This is a genomic window from Streptomyces mutabilis, from assembly GCF_014649815.1.
Taxonomy (GTDB): Bacteria; Actinomycetota; Actinomycetes; order Streptomycetales; family Streptomycetaceae; genus Streptomyces; species Streptomyces mutabilis.
The window spans coordinates 109,690-127,069 of the sequence record NZ_BMTT01000014.1 but is presented as its reverse complement, the minus strand read 5'-3'; the positions used below and the strand labels follow the sequence as shown (position 1 = coordinate 127,069).

Sequence of the window (17,380 nt, the reverse complement as noted above, 5' to 3'; positions counted from 1 at the left end):
GGTAGGCTCTGACCATGGGCGCGGCCGGTCCGCAAGCCCACCCGAACCGACACAAACGAAGGACGATCGTGCTCATTGCCGGGTTCCCCGCCGGAGCCTGGGGGACGAACTGTTATCTCGTCGCCCCGGCCGCCGGTGAGGAGTGCGTGATCATCGACCCGGGCCACCAGGCGGCCCCCGGAGTCGAGGAAGCGATCCAGAAGCATCGGCTCAAGCCCGTCGCCGTCGTCCTCACCCACGGCCACATCGACCACGTGGCCTCGGTCGTCCCGGTGTGCGGCGCGCACGACGTGCCCGCCTGGATCCACCCCGAGGACCGTTTCATGATGAGCGACCCCGAAAAGGGGATCGGCCGCACCATCGGCATGCCCCTCATGGGCGAGCTGACCGTAGGGGAGCCGGACGACGTCAAGGAGCTGACCGACGGCGCGAAGCTGGAGCTGGCCGGCCTCAACCTGTCGGTCGCGCACGCGCCGGGCCATACCAAGGGGTCGGTGGCCTTCGGTTTGCCCGAGGCGGCGGACATCCCGCCGATCATGTTCTCGGGCGACCTGCTGTTCGCCGGCTCCATCGGACGCACCGACTTCCCCGGTGGCTCCATGGACGACATGCTCGAGTCCCTGGCACGCGTGTGCCTGCCGCTCGACGACTCGACCGTGGTGCTGTCCGGACACGGCCCCCAGACGACCATCGGCCAGGAACGCGCCACCAACCCCTACCTGCGGCAGGTGGCGGCCGGCCAGGGAGCCCCCGGGGCTCCCCGACGAGGAATGTGACGAGAGACCTTCCGTGAGCACCTTCAAGGCCCCCAAGGGCACGTACGACCTGCTGCCGCCCGACTCCGCCCAGTTCCTGGCGGTACGCGAGGCGATCGCCGCCCCGCTGCGCAACTCCGGCTACGGCTACATCGAGACGCCCGGCTTCGAGAACGTCGAGCTCTTCGCGCGCGGGGTCGGTGAGTCGACCGACATCGTGACCAAGGAGATGTACGTCTTCGAGACCAAGGGCGGCGACCGCCTCGCCCTGCGCCCGGAGACCACCGCCCCCGTGCTGCGCGCGGTCCTGGAGGCCAACCTGCACAAGGCGGGCAACCTGCCGGTCAAGGTCTGGTACTCCGGCTCGCAGTACCGCTACGAGCGCCCCCAGAAGGGCCGTTACCGTCACTTCTCCCAGGTCGGCGCCGAGGCGATCGGCGCGGAGGACCCGGCGCTGGACGCCGAACTGATCATCCTCGCCGACCAGTCGTACCGCGCGCTCGGCCTGCAGAACTTCCGCATCCTGCTCAACTCCCTGGGCGACAAGGAGTGCCGTCCGGTCTACCGCGCCGCGCTCCAGGACTTCCTGCGCGGCCTGGACCTGGACGAGGAGACGCTGCGCCGGGCGGAGATCAACCCGCTGCGCGTCCTGGACGACAAGCGTCCCGAGGTGCAGAAGCAGCTCACCGACGCCCCGCTGCTGCGCGACTACCTGTGCGACGCCTGCAAGACGTACCACGAGGAGGTCCGCGAACTGATCACGGCGGCCGGCGTCGTCTTCGAGGACGACCCGAAGCTGGTGCGCGGCCTGGACTACTACACCCGCACGACTTTCGAGTTCGTCCACGACGGCCTCGGCTCCCAGTCCGCGGTGGGCGGCGGCGGCCGCTACGACGGACTGTCCGAGATGATCGGCGGCCCCTCCCTCCCGTCCGTCGGCTGGGCGCTCGGCGTCGACCGCACCGTCCTCGCCCTGGAGGCCGAGGGCATCGAACTGGACATCCCGTCGGCCACCTCCGTCTTCGCGGTGCCGCTCGGTGAAGAGGCCCGCCGGGTCCTCTTCTCGAAGGTCACCGAGCTGCGCAAGAACGGGGTCGCCGCCGACTTCTCCTACGGCGGCAAGGGCCTGAAGGCGGCGATGAAGGCCGCCAACCGTTCCGGCGCCCGCTACGCCCTGGTGCTCGGCGAGCGCGACCTCGCGGAGGGCGTCGTCCAGCTCAAGGACATGGAGTCCGGCGAGCAGACCGCGATCGGGGTCAACGAGATCGTCGCGGAGCTGGAGTCGCGGCTCGGCTAGCAAGTCTGTGCGTCATGTCACCCTCGGGGGTGCGCGCGTTCGCTCGCGCGTGCCCCCGGGGAACGGGAATCGGCCGGAAGGCAACTCTCCGGCGCGATCACCGATGCGTTCTTATGTTCATCGAACGGTTGCCACACAGGGCGGTGCGGCACAATGGGCCTGCCCGAAGCAGGTCCGACTCTCGAGTGACGGAATCGGCGTGATGAGCAAGACGACAGTGAAGGACGTCTCCACCGTGGCGGAGCCCGCGCCGGACCCCAGCACCCGCACCCCGCGCACCGAGGGCGGCAGTCGCGCCCTCGCACTGCTGCTGGTGATCACGGGCGCGGCCGGTCTGCTCGCTGCCTGGGTCATCACGCTCGACAAGCAGAAGATCCTCGAGGCCAAGGTCGCCGGCACCACGTTCACGCCCGGCTGCAGCCTCAACCCGGTCGTCTCCTGCGGCAACATCATGGAGAGCGACCAGGCGTCGGTCTTCGGCTTCCCCAACCCGATGCTCGGCCTCGTCGCCTACGGCATGGTCATCTGCGTCGGCATGAGCCTGCTCGGCCGCGCCCGCTTCCCGCGCTGGTACTGGCTCACCTTCAACGCCGGCACCCTCTTCGGTGTGGGCTTCTGCACATGGCTGCAGTTCCAGTCCCTGTACCGGATCAATTCGCTGTGCCTGTGGTGCTGCCTGGCCTGGGTCGCGACCATCATCATGTTCTGGTACGTGACGTCCTTCAACGTCCGCAAGGGCTTCCTGCCCGCGCCGGGCTGGCTCAAGGGCTTCTTCGGCGAGTTCACCTGGGTCCTGCCGGTGCTGCACATCGGCATCATCGGGATGATGGTCCTGACCCGCTGGTGGGACTTCTGGATCAGCTGACGGGCCGGGTCCACCGGGCCCCTCGCGTTGTCGGTGCGGTGATTTAGGGTTCAGAGCGTGGAGCCCGACCTGTTCACCGCCGCAGCAGAAGAACGCCAGGAGAAGGACCCGACCGGCAGTCCCCTCGCCGTGCGGATGCGCCCGCGCACCCTCGACGAGGTCGTCGGTCAACAGCACCTGCTCAAGCCGGGGTCCCCCCTGCGCAGACTGGTCGGTGAGGGCGGATCCGGCCCCGCCGGGCCCTCCTCGGTCATCCTCTGGGGACCGCCCGGCACCGGCAAGACCACGCTGGCGTACGTCGTCTCCAAGGCCACCAACAAGCGCTTCGTGGAGTTGTCGGCGATCACCGCGGGCGTCAAGGAGGTCCGCGCGGTCATCGACGGCGCGCGCCGCGCGGTCGGCGGGTACGGCAAGGAGACCGTCCTCTTCCTCGACGAGATCCACCGCTTCAGCAAGGCCCAGCAGGACTCCCTCCTCCCGGCCGTGGAGAACCGCTGGGTCACCCTCATCGCCGCCACCACGGAGAACCCGTACTTCTCGGTGATCTCGCCGCTGCTCTCCCGCTCCCTCCTCCTCACGCTCGAACCCCTCACCGACGACGACGTCCGCGGCCTGCTCCGCCGCGCCCTCACCGACGAGCGGGGCCTGGGGAGGGCCGTCACGCTCCCCGAGGACACCGAGGACCACCTGCTGCGCATCGCCGGCGGCGACGCCCGCCGCGCGCTGACCGCGCTGGAGGCCGCCGCCGGGGCCGCGCTCGACAAGGGCGAGGCCGAGGTCACCCTGGCGACGCTGGAGGAGACGGTCGACCGGGCCGCGGTGAAGTACGACCGCGACGGCGACCAGCACTACGACGTCGCCAGCGCCCTGATCAAGTCCATCCGCGGCTCCGACGTGGACGCCGCCCTGCACTACCTGGCCCGGATGATCGAGGCCGGCGAGGACCCCAGGTTCATCGCCCGCCGCCTGATGATCTCCGCCAGCGAGGACATCGGCCTCGCCGACCCGAACGCCCTGCCGATCGCCGTCGCCGCCGCCCAGGCCGTCGCCATGATCGGCTTCCCCGAGGCCGCCCTCACCCTCAGTCACGCCACCATCGCCCTGGCCCTCGCCCCCAAGTCCAACGCCGCGACGACGGCCATCGGCGCCGCCCTGGACGACGTACGCAAGGGGTACGCGGGACCGGTCCCGGCTCACCTGCGCGACAGCCACTACAAGGGCGCGGGCAAGCTCGGACACGGGCAGGGGTACGTGTACCCGCACGACCTGCCGGAGGGCATCGCCGCCCAGCAGTACGCCCCGGACGAGCTCAAGGACCGCACCTACTACGCCCCGACCCGGCACGGAGCCGAGGCCAGGTACGCGGACGCGGTGGAGTGGACCCGCGGGCACCTCGGTCGCAAGCGGTCCTGAGCAGCCTGTAGACTCGGTCGGAGTGCCGAGTCCCGTGCAGTCAGAACGGGACAACCGGCCGGAACCCCTCGGGGTTCCAGGAGCGTCGCGCACCGTCGATAGGTGTCGCGGGCAGCCCACCACCACCCGGAGCTCCGGGAGCGGTCGGTGGGCCACTCGCGTGCTGCACGTATGTGCCCAGACCAGGGAGCGGCTGCCCGGCAGGTCCCTCGCGGACCAGGCGGGTTTCCCCGGCTGCGGATTGCGACCTCCCTCAACCCTGACAAGCCGGAACCAGGAAAGAGACACAGACAGTGGCGAACCAGTCCCGCCCCAAGGTCAAGAAGTCGCGTGCCCTCGGCATCGCGCTGACGCCGAAGGCCGTCAAGTACTTCGAGGCCCGCCCCTACCCGCCGGGTGAGCACGGCCGCGGCCGCAAGCAGAACTCGGACTACAAGGTCCGTCTGCTCGAGAAGCAGCGTCTGCGCGCGCAGTACGACCTCAGCGAGCGCCAGCTCGTCCGCGCCTACGAGCGTGCCTCCAAGACCAACATGAAGACCGGCGAGGCCCTGGTCATCGAGCTCGAGCGCCGTCTCGACGCGCTGGTCCTGCGTTCGGGCATCGCCCGCACGATCTACCAGGCCCGCCAGATGGTCGTCCACGGCCACATCCAGGTCAACGGCCAGAAGGTCGACAAGCCGTCCTTCCGTGTCCGTCCGGACGACGTCGTGCAGGTGCGCGAGCGCTCCAAGGAGAAGACGCTCTTCACGATCGCCCGTGAGGGTGGCTTCGCCCCCGACGGCGAGACCCCGCGCTACCTCCAGGTGAACCTCAAGGCCCTGGCGTTCCGCCTGGACCGTGAGCCGAACCGCAAGGAGATCCCGGTGATCTGCGACGAGCAGCTCGTCGTCGAGTACTACGCCCGCTGATACCAGCCCCGGCGCAGTACACCAGCGGTACCTCAGCCCGCCGTCTCCCCGCCCTTCCGGGTGGGTGAGGCGGCGGGCTTCGCCGTCCGCGCTCCCGCCGTGGCACGCCGCCCGGCTCCGCGCGGCAGGGGCAGCGCGGTCGGTGGACCGGGCCGCCGCAGCGCCCGCGTCATCACCTCCCGGCGGCCGAGCAGCGCACCGTGCCGCACGAACTCCTCGTAGCGCTCGTCTCCCAACTGCTTGCGCGCGGCCGCCTCGCACAGCTCGTGCGGCACGTTGTAGTGCGCCGAGCCGAACAGACGCAGCCCCACCGACGGCCACATCCGCCCCGCGGCGCCCTGCAGCACCGCGGCCTCCGCCGCGTCGCCCTCCGCCACCGTGACCAGGGCGAGCAGCTCAACGGCCAGCACCGAGCCCAGCTGGTCCCGGAAGCGGTGCGCACCGCGCAGACAGTCGGCCAGCAGCTCGCGCGCCCGCCGCGGCTCGCCGTCGCTCCAGGCCGCGTAGGCCAGCACGTACAGGGCGTACCCCCGGGCCCAGCGCTCGCCGTGGTCCTCGCACACCTGGCGTACGTCCTCGCACAGGCGCACCGCGTCCGGCAGGTCGCCCTGGAACGCCCGGACCATCGCCAGCTCCACCTGGCCCATCAGGACGTTGCTGTTGAGCTCACCGATCTCCCGGTAGCGGTGCAGCGCCGAGCGCAACAGCGTCTCCGCGCGCGGCAGGTCGTCCGTGACCAGCGCCAGGCAGCCGGTGCGGTGCTCCGCGTACGCCACGGCCGTCGGGTTGGCCGACCGCTCGGCCTCCTCCCGGCACTCCTGGAGCGCCGCCAGCGCCTGCACGGTGTCGCCCTGCAGGACCGCCACGTAGCCGAGCACCCACAGCGCCTTCAGCCGGGACTGCTCGCCCGCCGGCCCCTCCGCGTCCAGCCGCACCGCCTGCTCCAGCCACCGCCGCCCCTCCGACAGCCGTCCGCAGCCGACCCAGTGGAACCACAGGGAGCCCGCCAGGTACTGCCCCAGGTGCGTCTCGTCCGGCTCGGTCAAGGAGTGCTCCAGGGCGCCGCGCAGATTCGGCAGTTCCGCGTCCACGCGCGTGGCGACCTCCCGCTGACGCGGCGAGAACCACTCCAGCTCGCACCAGGTCGCCAGGCCGACGTACCAGTCCCGGTGCCGGCGCCGCAGCCGCGCCGCGTCCCCGGTCGCCTGCAGCCAGTCGGCGCCGTAGGCCCGGACGGTGTCGAGCATCCGGTAGCGCACCCCGGACGGTGTCTCCTCGCGGATCAGCACGGACTGGGCGAGCAGCGCGGACAGCACGTCCAGCACCTGTTCGGCGGGCAGTCCGTCGCCGCTGCACACGTACTCGGCCGCCTCCAGGTCGAACGAGCCCGAGAAGACCGACAGCCGCGCCCACAGGAGCCGCTCCCCGGGCGAGCACAGCTCGTGACTCCAGCCGATCGCCGTGCGCAGCGTCCGGTGCCGCGGCAGCGCGGTGCGGTCGCCGCCGGTCAGCAGGCGGAACCGGTCGTCCAGCCGTTGCAGTATCTGCCGCGGGGACAGGGCGCCCAGCCGGCCCGCCGCCAGCTCGATCGCCAGCGGGATCCCGTCCAGGCGCCGGCACAGCTCGCGCATCTCCCCGTAGCCCTCGTTCGGGGAGGCGTCGTACCCGTGGCCCGCGTGCCGCTGCCCCGCGCGGATCGTCAGCAGCTCCACCGACTCCTCCGCACTCAGCGGTGCCAGGGGGACCACCCGTTCCCCCGCCACGGCCAGCGGCCTGCGGCCCACCGCCAGCACCCGCAGCCCGGGGGCGCGGCCCAGCAGGTCGGCCGCCAGCGAGGCGCACGCGTCCACCAGGTGCTCGACCCCGTCGAGGACCAGCAGCAGCTCCCGGTCGGCGAGGTGCGCGAGCAGCGTCTCGCGCGGCAGCCGGGTGGTGTGGTCCACCAATCCCAGGGCCTCCACGACCGCGTAGTCGACGAACTCCTCGTCGCGCACCGGCGCCAGCTCCACACGCCACACCCCGTCCCGGGGCGTGCACCGCGCCGCCGTCCGCACCGCCAGACGCGACTTCCCGACCCCGCCCGCCCCGGTCACCGTCACCAGCCGCTCCGAGTCCAGCGCCCGGACCAGCTCCGCGAGTTCCGCGGCTCTGCCCACGAAGGTGTCCAGTTCCAGCGGGAGGTTGCCGTGCGGGATGCGGTCGCGCCGAAGGTCTCGCATGAAACACGGAGCGTACTGAAGCGTATTCACTCCGTACAATCGCTTCGCCCGACTCCGTCGTACTCCACGGGAACGCGGACGCGAATCCGGTACGGAGCCCCGCGCCCGGCGCGATAGGCTCGGTGCGCGACTTTCTTGATGTTCAGGCACGTCTTTCAGGGAGCGGGTGCGACAGTGTCCGGTGGCGAGGTGGCCGGAATCCTGGTGGCCGTCTTCTGGGCGATCCTGGTCTCCTTCCTCGCCGTGGCACTGGCGAGGCTGGCCCAGACGCTCAGGGCGACCACCAAGCTGGTGGCGGACGTGACCGACCAGGCCGTCCCGCTGCTGGCCGACGCCTCGTCGGCGGTGCGTTCCGCGCAGACCCAGATCGACCGGGTCGACGCCATCGCCTCCGACGTCCAGGAGGTCACGTCCAACGCCTCCGCGCTGTCCACCACCGTGGCCTCCACCTTCGGTGGCCCCCTGGTCAAGGTCGCCGCGTTCGGGTACGGCGTGCGCCGGGCGCTCGGCGGTCGCAAGGAGGACGTGCCCGCGGGCCCGGCCAAACAGCCGCGGCGCACCGTGATCGTCGGCCGTACGATCCCGGCCGCGCGGCGGACGAAGCGGAAGAAGGACTGATCCAGCGATGTTCCGCCGTACGTTCTGGTTCGGCACCGGTGTCGCCGCCGGTGTGTGGGCCACCACCAAGGTCAACCGGAAGCTCAAGCAGCTGACCCCGGAGAGCCTTGCCGCGACCGCGGCCAACAAGGCGCTGGAGGCGGGCACCCGGCTCAAGGACCGCGCGGTGGGCTTCGCCCTCGACGTCCGCGAGAACATGGCCCAGCGGGAGGCCGAACTGGACGACGCGCTCGGGCTGAACGCGCCCGTCGACCGCGACGAACTCCCCGCACCGCGGCACCACGCCGCCATCGACAACCGCAACACCGAACACCGCAGCAACCCGAAGTCCGTCGTCGACGTCAGGACGACGTACTCGTACAACCGGAATGAGGACCACTGATGGAGTCGGCCGAGATTCGTCGCCGCTGGTTGAGCTTCTTCGAGGAGCGCGGGCACACCGTCGTCCCTTCGGCGTCGCTCATCGCGGACGACCCGACTCTGCTGCTGGTCCCGGCCGGCATGGTGCCGTTCAAACCCTACTTCCTGGGTGAGGTCAAGCCGCCCTTCGACCGCGCCACCAGCGTGCAGAAGTGCGTGCGCACGCCGGACATCGAAGAGGTCGGCAAGACCACGCGTCACGGCACGTTCTTCCAGATGTGCGGCAACTTCTCCTTCGGGGACTACTTCAAGGAAGGCGCCATCAAGCTCGCCTGGGAGCTGCTCACCAGCCCCCAGGACAAGGGCGGTTACGGCCTCGACCCCGAGCGCCTGTGGATCACCGTCTACAAGGACGACGACGAGGCCGAGCGCATCTGGCACGACGTCGTGGGTGTCCCGTCCGAGCGCATCCAGCGGCTCGGCAAGAAGGACAACTACTGGTCCATGGGCGTCCCCGGCCCCTGCGGCCCCTGCTCCGAGATCAACTACGACCGAGGCCCCGAGTTCGGCGCCGAGGGCGGTCCCGCCGTCAACGACGAGCGGTACGTGGAGATCTGGAACCTCGTCTTCATGCAGTACGAGCGGGGCGAGGGCATCGGCAAGGAGGAGTTCGAGATCCTCGGCGAGCTGCCGAGCAAGAACATCGACACCGGGCTCGGCCTGGAGCGGCTCGCCATGATTCTGCAGGGCGTGCAGAACATGTACGAGATCGACACCTCCATGGCCGTGATCAAGAAGGCCACCGAGCTGACCGGTGTGGCCTACGGCGACGCCCAGGCCTCGGACGTCTCCCTGCGCGTGGTCACCGACCACATGCGCACCTCCGTGATGCTCATCGGCGACGGCGTCACCCCCGGCAACGAGGGCCGCGGCTACGTGCTGCGCCGCATCATGCGCCGCGCCATCCGCAACATGCGGCTGCTCGGCGCCACCGGCCCGGTCGTCAAGGACCTGATCGACGTCGTGATCGGGATGATGGGGCAGCAGTACCCCGAGCTGATCACCGACCGCGAGCGCATCGAGAAGGTCGCCCTCGCCGAGGAGAACGCCTTCCTCAAGACGCTCAAGGCCGGCACCAACATCCTCGACACCGCCGTGAGCGACACCAAGGCCGCCGGCGGCACCGTCCTCGCCGGCGACAAGGCGTTCCTGCTCCACGACACCTGGGGCTTCCCGATCGACCTCACCCTGGAGATGGCCGCCGAGCAGGGGCTCTCCGTGGACGAGGACGGCTTCCGCCGCCTGATGAAGGAGCAGCGGGAGCGCGCCAAGGCCGACGCCCAGGCCAAGAAGACCGGCCACGCCGGCGCCGGCGCGTACCGCGAGATCGCCGACCAGGCCGGCGCCACCGACTTCGTCGGTTACACGGACACCGAGAGCGAGTCCACGATCGTCGGCATCCTCGTCGACGGCGTCTCCTCGCCGGCCGCCACCGAGGGCGACGAGGTCGAGATCGTCCTCGACCGCACCCCGTTCTACGCCGAGGGCGGCGGCCAGATCGGCGACACCGGCCGGATCAAGGTCGACACCGGCGCCGTCATCGAGGTCCGCGACTGCCAGAAGCCCGTCCCGGGGGTGTACGTCCACAAGGGTGTCGTCCAGGTCGGCGAGATCACCGTCGGCGCCAAGGCCCACGCCTCCATCGACGACCGGCGCCGCAAGGCCATCGCCCGCGCCCACTCGGCCACCCACCTCACCCACCAGGCGCTGCGCGACGCCCTCGGCCCGACGGCCGCCCAGGCCGGTTCCGAGAACCAGCCCGGCCGCTTCCGCTTCGACTTCGGATCGCCGTCCGCCGTGCCGACGGCCGTGATGACCGACGTCGAGCAGAAGATCAACGAGGTGCTCGCCCGCGACCTCGACGTGCGTGCCGACGTCATGGGCATCGACGAGGCCAAGAAGCAGGGCGCCATCGCCGAGTTCGGCGAGAAGTACGGCGAGCGCGTGCGCGTCGTGACCATCGGCGACTTCTCGAAGGAGCTGTGCGGCGGCACCCACGTGCACAACACCGCCCAGCTGGGTCTGGTCAAGCTGCTCGGCGAGTCCTCCATCGGCTCGGGTGTCCGTCGTATCGAGGCCCTGGTCGGCGTGGACGCCTACAACTTCCTCGCCCGTGAGCACACGGTCGTCGCCCAGCTCCAGGAGCTGATCAAGGGCCGCCCGGAGGAACTCCCGGAAAAGGTCTCCGCGATGCTCGGCAAGCTGAAGGACGCCGAGAAGGAGATCGAGAAGTTCCGCGCCGAGAAGGTCCTCCAGGCCGCCGGCTCGCTCGCCGACTCCGCCAAGGACGTACGCGGCGTCGCCCTGGTCACCGGCCAGGTCCCGGACGGCACCACCGCCGACGACCTGCGCAAGCTGGTCCTCGACGTGCGCGGCCGCATCCAGGGCGGACGGGCCGCCGTGGTCGCCCTGTTCACCACCGTCAACGGCAAGCCCCTGACGGTCATCGCCACCAACGACGCCGCCCGCGAACGTGGTCTCAGGGCCGGTGACCTGGTGCGCACCGCCGCCAAGACCCTCGGCGGCGGCGGTGGCGGCAAGCCGGACGTCGCCCAGGGCGGCGGCCAGAACCCGGCCGCCATCGGTGACGCCGTGGACGCCGTCGAGCGCCTCGTGGCGGACACCGCCAAGTGAGCGCCGACCAGCGGGACACCCCGGCGCCGCGCCGGGGCCGCCGCCTCGCCGTCGACGTCGGTGACGCCCGTATCGGGGTCGCTTCGTGCGACCCCGACGGGATCCTCGCCACCCCGGTGGAGACGGTCCCCGGCCGGGACGTTCCGGCGGCGCACCGCCGTCTGATGCAGCTCGTCGAGGAGTACGAGCCGATCGAGGTCGTCGTCGGCCTCCCTCGCTCCCTCAAGGGGGGCGAGGGCCCGGCGGCGGTCAAGGTCCGTCGCTTCGCGCAGGAACTGGCGAGGGGCATCGCGCCCGTCCCGGTGCGTCTCGTCGACGAGCGGATGACGACGGTGACCGCCAGTCAGGGACTGCGTGCCTCCGGAGTGAAGTCCAAGAAGGGCCGGTCCGTCATCGACCAGGCCGCGGCGGTGATCATTCTCCAGCAGGCGCTGGAATCCGAACGGGTGTCAGGCAAGCCACCCGGCGAGGGCGTCGAAGTGGTCACCTGATCGCGATACGGTAACGTTCCGCGCGATGCGGAGGCATTCGAACAGCCACCGCACAGCAAGAGGCGGAACGGAAGCCGGCCCCCATGACAGGCCGCGCGTATGGCCCGTCTCGCGGCTCTAGGGGATCGATGACTGAGTATGGCCGGGGCCAAGGCTCCGAACCGTGGCATCCGGAGGACCCGTTGTACGGGGACGGCGGATGGGGCGGGCAGCAGACCCACACGGGTCAGCAGCCCCCCTACGGCGGCCAGCCGGAGCAGCCGCAGTCGCAGCAGCAGTACGGCGACTGGGGCGACGGCGGCCCGGCCGCGTACGGTCACCAGTCGCAGTACGACCAGTACGGGCAGCAGCACCCCGAGCCGCAGTACGACCAGTACGGCCGGCCCCAGTACGACCAACAGCAGTACGACCAGCAGTACGGCGGCCAGCCGCAGTCCCAGCACCAGCAGGGCTACGACGACGGCGACTGGGGCTCCGGCGCCGACCCCCAGGCGCAGTACCCCGCCGACCCGTCGGACCCCTACGGCCAGCAGGCCGCCTACGGCACGGACCAGCCGGACTACTACGGCACCCCGGAGGCCTACCCGCCGCCGGAACCGCCCACGCGCCGGCGTGCCGAGCCCGAACCGCAGCGCACCGACTGGGACCCGGGCCCCGATGAGGGCGAACACGCCTTCTTCGCGGGCGGGGACCCCGACGAGGACGACGAGGCCGCCGACGAAGGCCGGGGCGAGCGCAGGTCCCGGGGCGGAAAGCCCAAGAAGCGACGCAACGGATGCGCGTGCCTGGTGGTCTGCCTGGTCCTGGGCGGCGGTGTCGCGGGCATCGGGTACTTCGGCTACCAGTTCTACCAGGAACGTTTCGGCGCAGCCCCGGACTACGCGGGCGACGGCAATGGCGAGCAGGTCACCGTCACCATCCCCAAGGGCGCCGGCGGCTCGACGATCGGCCAGGAGCTCAAACGCCAGGGCGTGGTGAAGAGCGTCGACGCCTTCATCGCCGCCCAGCAGAGCAACCCCCGCGGCAAGAGCATCCAGGACGGCGTGTACACGCTGCAGAAGGAGATGTCGGCCGAGAGCGCCGTCGAACTCCTGCTCAACCCCAAGAGCCGCAGCAACCTGATCGTCGCCGAGGGCAGGCGCAACGTCGACGTCTACAAGGCGATCGACAAGCAGCTCGGCGTGGACGAGGGCACCACCGCCAAGGTCGCCGAGACCGAGTGGAAGAACCTCGGCCTGCCCGAGTGGGCGATGAACCACAAGGACGTGAAGGACCCGCTGGAAGGGTTCCTCTACCCGTCCAGCTACTCGGCGGCCAAGGGCCAGAAGCCCGAGGACGTGCTGAAGCAGATGGTGGCGCGGGCCAACGAGCGGTACGAGGAGATCGGGCTCGAGGAGAAGGCGGAGGGCCTGGGCCTCAAGAGCCCCTGGGAACTGCTCACCGTGGCCAGCCTCGTACAGGCCGAGGGCAAGACCCACGATGACTTCCGCAAGATGTCCGAGGTCATCTACAACCGGCTCAAGCCCACCAACACCGAGACCAACCAGGAGCTCCAGTTCGACTCGACCTTCAACTATCTGAAGGGCCAGAGCGAAATCCGTATCAGCGAGTCCGAGATCAACAGCAACCCGGACCCGTACAACACCTACACCAACAAGGGTCTGCCGCCCGGACCCATCGGCAACCCCGGCGAAGAGGCGCTGAAGGCGGCGCTCTCCCCGACGAGCGACGGCTGGATGTACTTCGTGGCCACCGACGGCGTGAGCAAGACCGAGTTCGCCAAGACACACGACGAGTTCCTGAAGCTGAAGGACAAGTTCGATGCCGTCTCCGGCAACTGACCGTCGCAGGGCCGCCGTTCTGGGCTCTCCGATCGCGCACTCGCTCTCCCCGGTGCTGCACCGCGCCGCCTATGCGGAGCTGGGCCTGGAGAGCTGGACGTACGACCGCTTCGACGTCGACGAGGCGGCGCTGCCGGGCTTCTTCGGCGAGCTCGGCCCCGAGTGGGCGGGGCTGTCGCTGACCATGCCGCTCAAGCGGGCGGTCATCCCGCTGCTCGACGAGATCAGCGAGACCGCCGCCTCCGTGGACGCGGTGAACACCGTCGTCCTGACCGAGGACGGCCGGAAGACCGGCGACAACACGGACATCCCCGGCATGGTCGCCGCCCTGCGCGAGCACGGCGTCGAGAAGACCGAGACCGCCGCGATCCTCGGCGCCGGCGCCACCGCCTCCTCCGCCCTGGCCGCGCTGGCCCGGATCTGCACCGGCGAGATCGCCGTCTACGTCCGCAGCGAGGCGCGCGCGGCCGAGATGCGGGGCTGGGCGGAGCGGCTGGACGCCGACGTGCGCATCGCGGACTGGGCGGACGCCGAGGAGGCGCTGCGCGCCCCGCTGGTCGTGGCCACCACCCCGGCCGGCACCACCGACTCCCTCGCCGCCGCCGTCCCGGAGATGCCCGCGACCCTCTTCGACGTGCTCTACGACCCCTGGCCCACCACGCTCGCCGCCCGCTGGTCGGCGTACGGCGGCGCCGTCGTCGGCGGCCTCGACCTGCTGCTGCACCAGGCGGTGCTCCAGGTGGAGCAGATGACCGGCCGTTCGCCGGCCCCGCTCGCCGCGATGCGGGCCGCGGGGGAGCGCGCGCTGGCCGGCTGACCCGCCGTGCGGTGCGCAGGGCCCGCCCCCGCCCTGTCCGTCCAGCGGACCGATTCCGGCCCCTACCCGCGGACGTGGGAGGATCGGAGGTGGCGGGCCGGGGCCGCGCACCCGGTCGGGCCGTTGCCGTACGCGGTCAGGACGCGTACGCAAGGCATAACCGGGGCGCGAGCACTGAGGAGCACCGTTGAGCAGGTTGCGCTGGCTGACCGCGGGGGAGTCCCACGGTCCCGCACTCGTCGCGACGCTGGAGGGTCTGCCCGCCGGCGTGCCGATCACCACGGACATGGTGGCGGACCACCTGGCGAGGCGGCGGCTCGGCTACGGTCGCGGCGCGCGGATGAAGTTCGAGCGCGACGAGGTCACCTTCCTCGGCGGTGTCCGGCACGGGCTCACCCTCGGTTCCCCGGTCGCGGTCATGGTGGGCAACACCGAGTGGCCCAAGTGGGAGCAGGTCATGGCGGCCGACCCGGTCGACCCGGAGGTCCTGGCCGGTCTCGCCCGCAACGCGCCGCTGACCCGGCCGCGTCCCGGTCACGCGGACCTCGCGGGCATGCAGAAGTACGGCTTCGACGAGGCACGGCCGATCCTGGAGCGCGCCTCCGCCCGGGAGACGGCCGCCAGGGTGGCGCTGGGGGCGGTGGCGCGGTCGTACCTCAAGGAGACGACCGGCGTCGAGATCGTCAGCCACGTGGTCGAACTGGCCTCGGCGAAGGCGCCCCAGGGCGTGTACCCGACGCCGGCCGACGTCGAGAAGCTGGACGCCGACCCCGTGCGCTGCCTGGACGCCGACGCCTCCAAGGCGATGGTCGCCGAGATCGACCAGGCCCACAAGGACGGCGACACCCTCGGCGGCGTCGTCGAGATCCTCGCCTACGGCGTGCCGGTGGGCCTCGGCTCGCACGTCCACTGGGACCGCAAGCTCGACGCACGGCTCGCGGGCGCGCTCATGGGCATCCAGGCGATCAAGGGCGTCGAGATCGGTGACGGCTTCGAGCTGGCCCGCGTACCCGGTTCCCAGGCCCACGACGAGATCGTGAACACGGCCGAGGGCATCCGTCGGGTCTCCGGCCGCTCCGGCGGTACCGAGGGCGGCCTCACCACGGGTGAGCTGCTGCGGGTGCGGGCCGCGATGAAGCCGATCGCCACCGTCCCGCGCGCCCTGAAGACCGTGGACGTCACCACCGGCGAGGCCACGCAGGCCCACCACCAGCGCTCCGACGTGTCCGCCGTGCCGGCCGCCGGCATCGTCGCCGAGGCGATGGTCGCCCTGGTCCTGGCGGACGCGGTGGCGGAGAAGTTCGGCGGCGACAGCGTGCCGGAGACCCGCCGCAACGTGCGGTCGTACCTCGAAAGCCTGGCCATCCGATGAGCGCTCCCCTGATCGTGCTGGTCGGCCCCATGGGCGTCGGCAAGTCCACTGTCGGGCAGCTGCTGGCCGAGCGCCTGGCCACCGGCTACCGCGACACGGACGCGGACATCGTCTCCGCACAGGGGCGGGCCATCGCCGAGATCTTCGTGGACGAGGGCGAGGCCGCCTTCCGGGGGCTGGAGAAGGAGGCCGTGCGGACCGCTCTCGCCGAGCACGACGGCGTCCTCGCCCTCGGCGGCGGCGCGATCCTGGACGCCGACACCCGCGCGCTCCTCGCCGGGCAGCGCGTCGTCTACCTCTCGATGGACGTCGAGGAGGCCGTCAAGCGCACCGGTCTGAACGCCGCGCGCCCGCTGCTCGCGGTCAACCCGCGCAAACAGTGGCGCGAGCTGATGGAGGCCCGTCGGCACCTCTACGAGGAGGTGGCGACGGTCGTGGTGGCCACCGACGGCCGCACGCCGGAAGAAGTCACCCGAGCCGCCCTGGACGCACTGGAGTTGAAGGAAGCATGAGCGAGGCAGTCACCCGGATCCGGATCGGCGGCACCGCGGGATCCGACCCCTACGAGGTCCTGGTGGGCCGTCGGCTCCTGGGCGAGCTCGGCGGCCTGATCGGCACCAAGGCCAAGCGGGTCGCGGTGATCCACCCCGAGGCCCTCGCCGAAACCGGTGACGCGCTGCGCGCCGACCTCGCCGAGCAGGGCTACGAGGCGATCGCCATCCAGGTGCCCAACGCCGAGGAGGCGAAGACCGCCGAGGTCGCCGCCTACTGCTGGAAGGCGCTCGGCCAGTCCGGCTTCACCCGCACCGACGTCATCGTCGGCGTCGGCGGCGGCGCCAGCACCGACCTGGCCGGCTTCGTGGCCGCGACCTGGCTGCGCGGCGTGCGCTGGATCGCCGTCCCGACCACCGTGCTGGCCATGGTGGACGCGGCCGTCGGCGGCAAGACCGGCATCAACACCGCCGAGGGCAAGAACCTCGTCGGCTCCTTCCACCCGCCCGCCGGTGTCCTGTGCGACCTGGCCGCGCTGGACTCGCTGCCGGTCAACGACTACGTATCGGGCCTCGCCGAGGTCATCAAAGCCGGCTTCATCGCCGACCCGGTGATCCTGGACCTGATCGAGTCCGACCCGCAGGCCGCGCGCACACCGGCCGGACCGCACACCGCCGAGCTGATCGTGCGCTCCATCGAGGTCAAGGCGGAGGTCGTCTCCTCCGACCTGAAGGAGGCGGGCCTCAGGGAGATCCTCAACTACGGTCACACGCTCGGCCACGCCATCGAGAAGAACGAGCGCTACAAGTGGCGCCACGGCGCCGCCGTGGCGGTGGGCATGCACTTCGCCGCCGAGTTGGGCCGCCTCGCGGGCCGCCTGGACGACGCCACCGCCGACCGGCACCGCACCATCCTCGAAGCGGTCGGCCTGCCGCTGCACTACCGCTACGACCAGTGGCCCAAGCTCGTCGAGAACATGAAGGTCGACAAGAAGTCCCGCGGTGACCTGCTGCGCTTCATCGTCCTGGACGGCCTCGCCAAGCCCACCGTGCTGGAGGGACCCGACCCGGCCGTTCTCCTCGCCGCCTACGGCGAGGTGGGCGAGTAGTACCCCGGCGGACCTTTCGCCCGATTCGCCCTGCGCTACGGGCACTTAGGACCGCCCCCGGCCGTTCACCAAACGACGGCCGGGGGCGGTACCGTTCGGTAGCAGCGGGCGGTCACCCCCCGCTGTCAGC

At 71.1% G+C, this 17,380-nt stretch carries 15 protein-coding genes; 14 read left to right on the top strand and 1 reads right to left on the bottom strand.

Going from position 1 to position 17,380, the window contains the following annotated elements; all coding sequences use genetic code 11:
- Nucleotides 1-68: 68 nt before the first annotated feature.
- The 5 genes from IE142_RS25670 (at nt 69) to rpsD (ending at nt 5,238) form a co-directional block, all read left to right on the top strand.
- Nucleotides 69-776 carry an MBL fold metallo-hydrolase gene (locus IE142_RS25670; RefSeq protein WP_191887944.1) on the top strand — a complete coding sequence of 236 codons (708 nt, stop codon included), beginning with the start codon at nt 69-71 and terminating at the stop codon, nt 774-776.
- A 13-nt stretch (nt 777-789) separates the two neighbouring features.
- The gene (gene hisS, locus IE142_RS25665) at nt 790-2,052 is read left to right on the top strand and encodes a histidine--tRNA ligase (protein ID WP_043375106.1); all 1,263 of its coding nucleotides are present in this window, start codon (nt 790-792) and stop codon (nt 2,050-2,052) included.
- 202 nt (nt 2,053-2,254) lie between these two features.
- Entirely contained in the window at nt 2,255-2,917 is a 663-nt protein-coding gene (locus IE142_RS25660) for a vitamin K epoxide reductase family protein (protein WP_043375108.1), read from the top strand.
- Between the two features lie 57 nt (nt 2,918-2,974).
- Complete coding sequence (locus IE142_RS25655) at nt 2,975-4,330, top strand: replication-associated recombination protein A (RefSeq protein WP_191887943.1); 1,356 nt, start codon at nt 2,975-2,977, stop codon at nt 4,328-4,330.
- Nucleotides 4,331-4,623: 293 nt separating this feature from the next.
- Nucleotides 4,624-5,238 carry a 30S ribosomal protein S4 gene (gene rpsD, locus IE142_RS25650; protein WP_030185023.1) on the top strand — a complete coding sequence of 205 codons (615 nt, stop codon included), beginning with the start codon at nt 4,624-4,626 and terminating at the stop codon, nt 5,236-5,238.
- A gap of 32 nt (nt 5,239-5,270) precedes the next feature.
- On the opposite strand, the gene IE142_RS25645 is transcribed toward rpsD, so the two are convergent.
- Entirely contained in the window at nt 5,271-7,457 is a 2,187-nt protein-coding gene (locus IE142_RS25645; protein WP_191887942.1) for an ATP-binding protein, read from the bottom strand.
- A gap of 174 nt (nt 7,458-7,631) precedes the next feature.
- Here IE142_RS25645 and IE142_RS25640 point away from each other — a divergent pair, with 174 nt between their 5' ends.
- The 9 genes from IE142_RS25640 (at nt 7,632) to aroB (ending at nt 17,250) form a co-directional block, all read left to right on the top strand.
- On the top strand, nt 7,632-8,075 hold the full coding sequence (locus IE142_RS25640; protein ID WP_019325088.1) for a DUF948 domain-containing protein: 444 nt from the start codon (nt 7,632-7,634) through the stop codon (nt 8,073-8,075).
- 7 nt (nt 8,076-8,082) lie between these two features.
- Nucleotides 8,083-8,457: a hypothetical protein gene (locus tag IE142_RS25635; protein ID WP_191887941.1), complete on the top strand. Its 375-nt coding sequence runs from the start codon at nt 8,083-8,085 to the stop codon at nt 8,455-8,457.
- Nucleotides 8,457-11,129, top strand: a complete 2,673-nt coding sequence (gene alaS, locus IE142_RS25630) for an alanine--tRNA ligase (protein WP_191887940.1) — start codon at nt 8,457-8,459, stop codon at nt 11,127-11,129. The genes IE142_RS25635 and alaS overlap by 1 nt, the downstream gene beginning before the upstream one ends.
- Nucleotides 11,126-11,620 carry a Holliday junction resolvase RuvX gene (gene ruvX / locus IE142_RS25625; protein ID WP_191887939.1) on the top strand — a complete coding sequence of 165 codons (495 nt, stop codon included), beginning with the start codon at nt 11,126-11,128 and terminating at the stop codon, nt 11,618-11,620. Before alaS ends, ruvX begins: the two co-directional genes overlap by 4 nt.
- 128 nt (nt 11,621-11,748) lie before the next feature.
- The gene (gene mltG / locus IE142_RS25620; RefSeq protein WP_191887938.1) at nt 11,749-13,461 is read left to right on the top strand and encodes an endolytic transglycosylase MltG; all 1,713 of its coding nucleotides are present in this window, start codon (nt 11,749-11,751) and stop codon (nt 13,459-13,461) included.
- Nucleotides 13,442-14,278: a shikimate dehydrogenase gene (locus IE142_RS25615; RefSeq protein WP_191887937.1), complete on the top strand. Its 837-nt coding sequence runs from the start codon at nt 13,442-13,444 to the stop codon at nt 14,276-14,278. The genes mltG and IE142_RS25615 overlap by 20 nt, the downstream gene beginning before the upstream one ends.
- A 187-nt stretch (nt 14,279-14,465) precedes the next feature.
- The gene (gene aroC / locus IE142_RS25610; protein ID WP_043375125.1) at nt 14,466-15,650 is read left to right on the top strand and encodes a chorismate synthase; all 1,185 of its coding nucleotides are present in this window, start codon (nt 14,466-14,468) and stop codon (nt 15,648-15,650) included.
- Nucleotides 15,647-16,162, top strand: coding sequence for a shikimate kinase (locus IE142_RS25605; protein WP_191887936.1), 516 nt, complete (start codon nt 15,647-15,649; stop codon nt 16,160-16,162). Before aroC ends, IE142_RS25605 begins: the two co-directional genes overlap by 4 nt.
- A complete protein-coding gene (gene aroB, locus IE142_RS25600; protein ID WP_043375128.1) occupies nt 16,159-17,250 on the top strand; it encodes a 3-dehydroquinate synthase in 1,092 nt (363 codons plus the stop codon). Before IE142_RS25605 ends, aroB begins: the two co-directional genes overlap by 4 nt.
- Nucleotides 17,251-17,380: the final 130 nt, after the last annotated feature.

Coding starts and splice junctions, on each gene's coding strand:
- mltG (WP_191887938.1), top strand. CDS start 11,749: ATGACTGAGTATGGCCGGGGCCAAGGCTCCGAACCGTGGCATCCGGAG.
- aroB (WP_043375128.1), top strand. CDS start 16,159: ATGAGCGAGGCAGTCACCCGGATCCGGATCGGCGGCACCGCGGGATCC.
- IE142_RS25635 (WP_191887941.1), top strand. CDS start 8,083: ATGTTCCGCCGTACGTTCTGGTTCGGCACCGGTGTCGCCGCCGGTGTG.
- alaS (WP_191887940.1), top strand. CDS start 8,457: ATGGAGTCGGCCGAGATTCGTCGCCGCTGGTTGAGCTTCTTCGAGGAG.
- IE142_RS25645 (WP_191887942.1), bottom strand. CDS start 7,457: ATGCGAGACCTTCGGCGCGACCGCATCCCGCACGGCAACCTCCCGCTG.
- IE142_RS25615 (WP_191887937.1), top strand. CDS start 13,442: ATGCCGTCTCCGGCAACTGACCGTCGCAGGGCCGCCGTTCTGGGCTCT.
- IE142_RS25605 (WP_191887936.1), top strand. CDS start 15,647: ATGAGCGCTCCCCTGATCGTGCTGGTCGGCCCCATGGGCGTCGGCAAG.
- IE142_RS25660 (WP_043375108.1), top strand. CDS start 2,255: ATGAGCAAGACGACAGTGAAGGACGTCTCCACCGTGGCGGAGCCCGCG.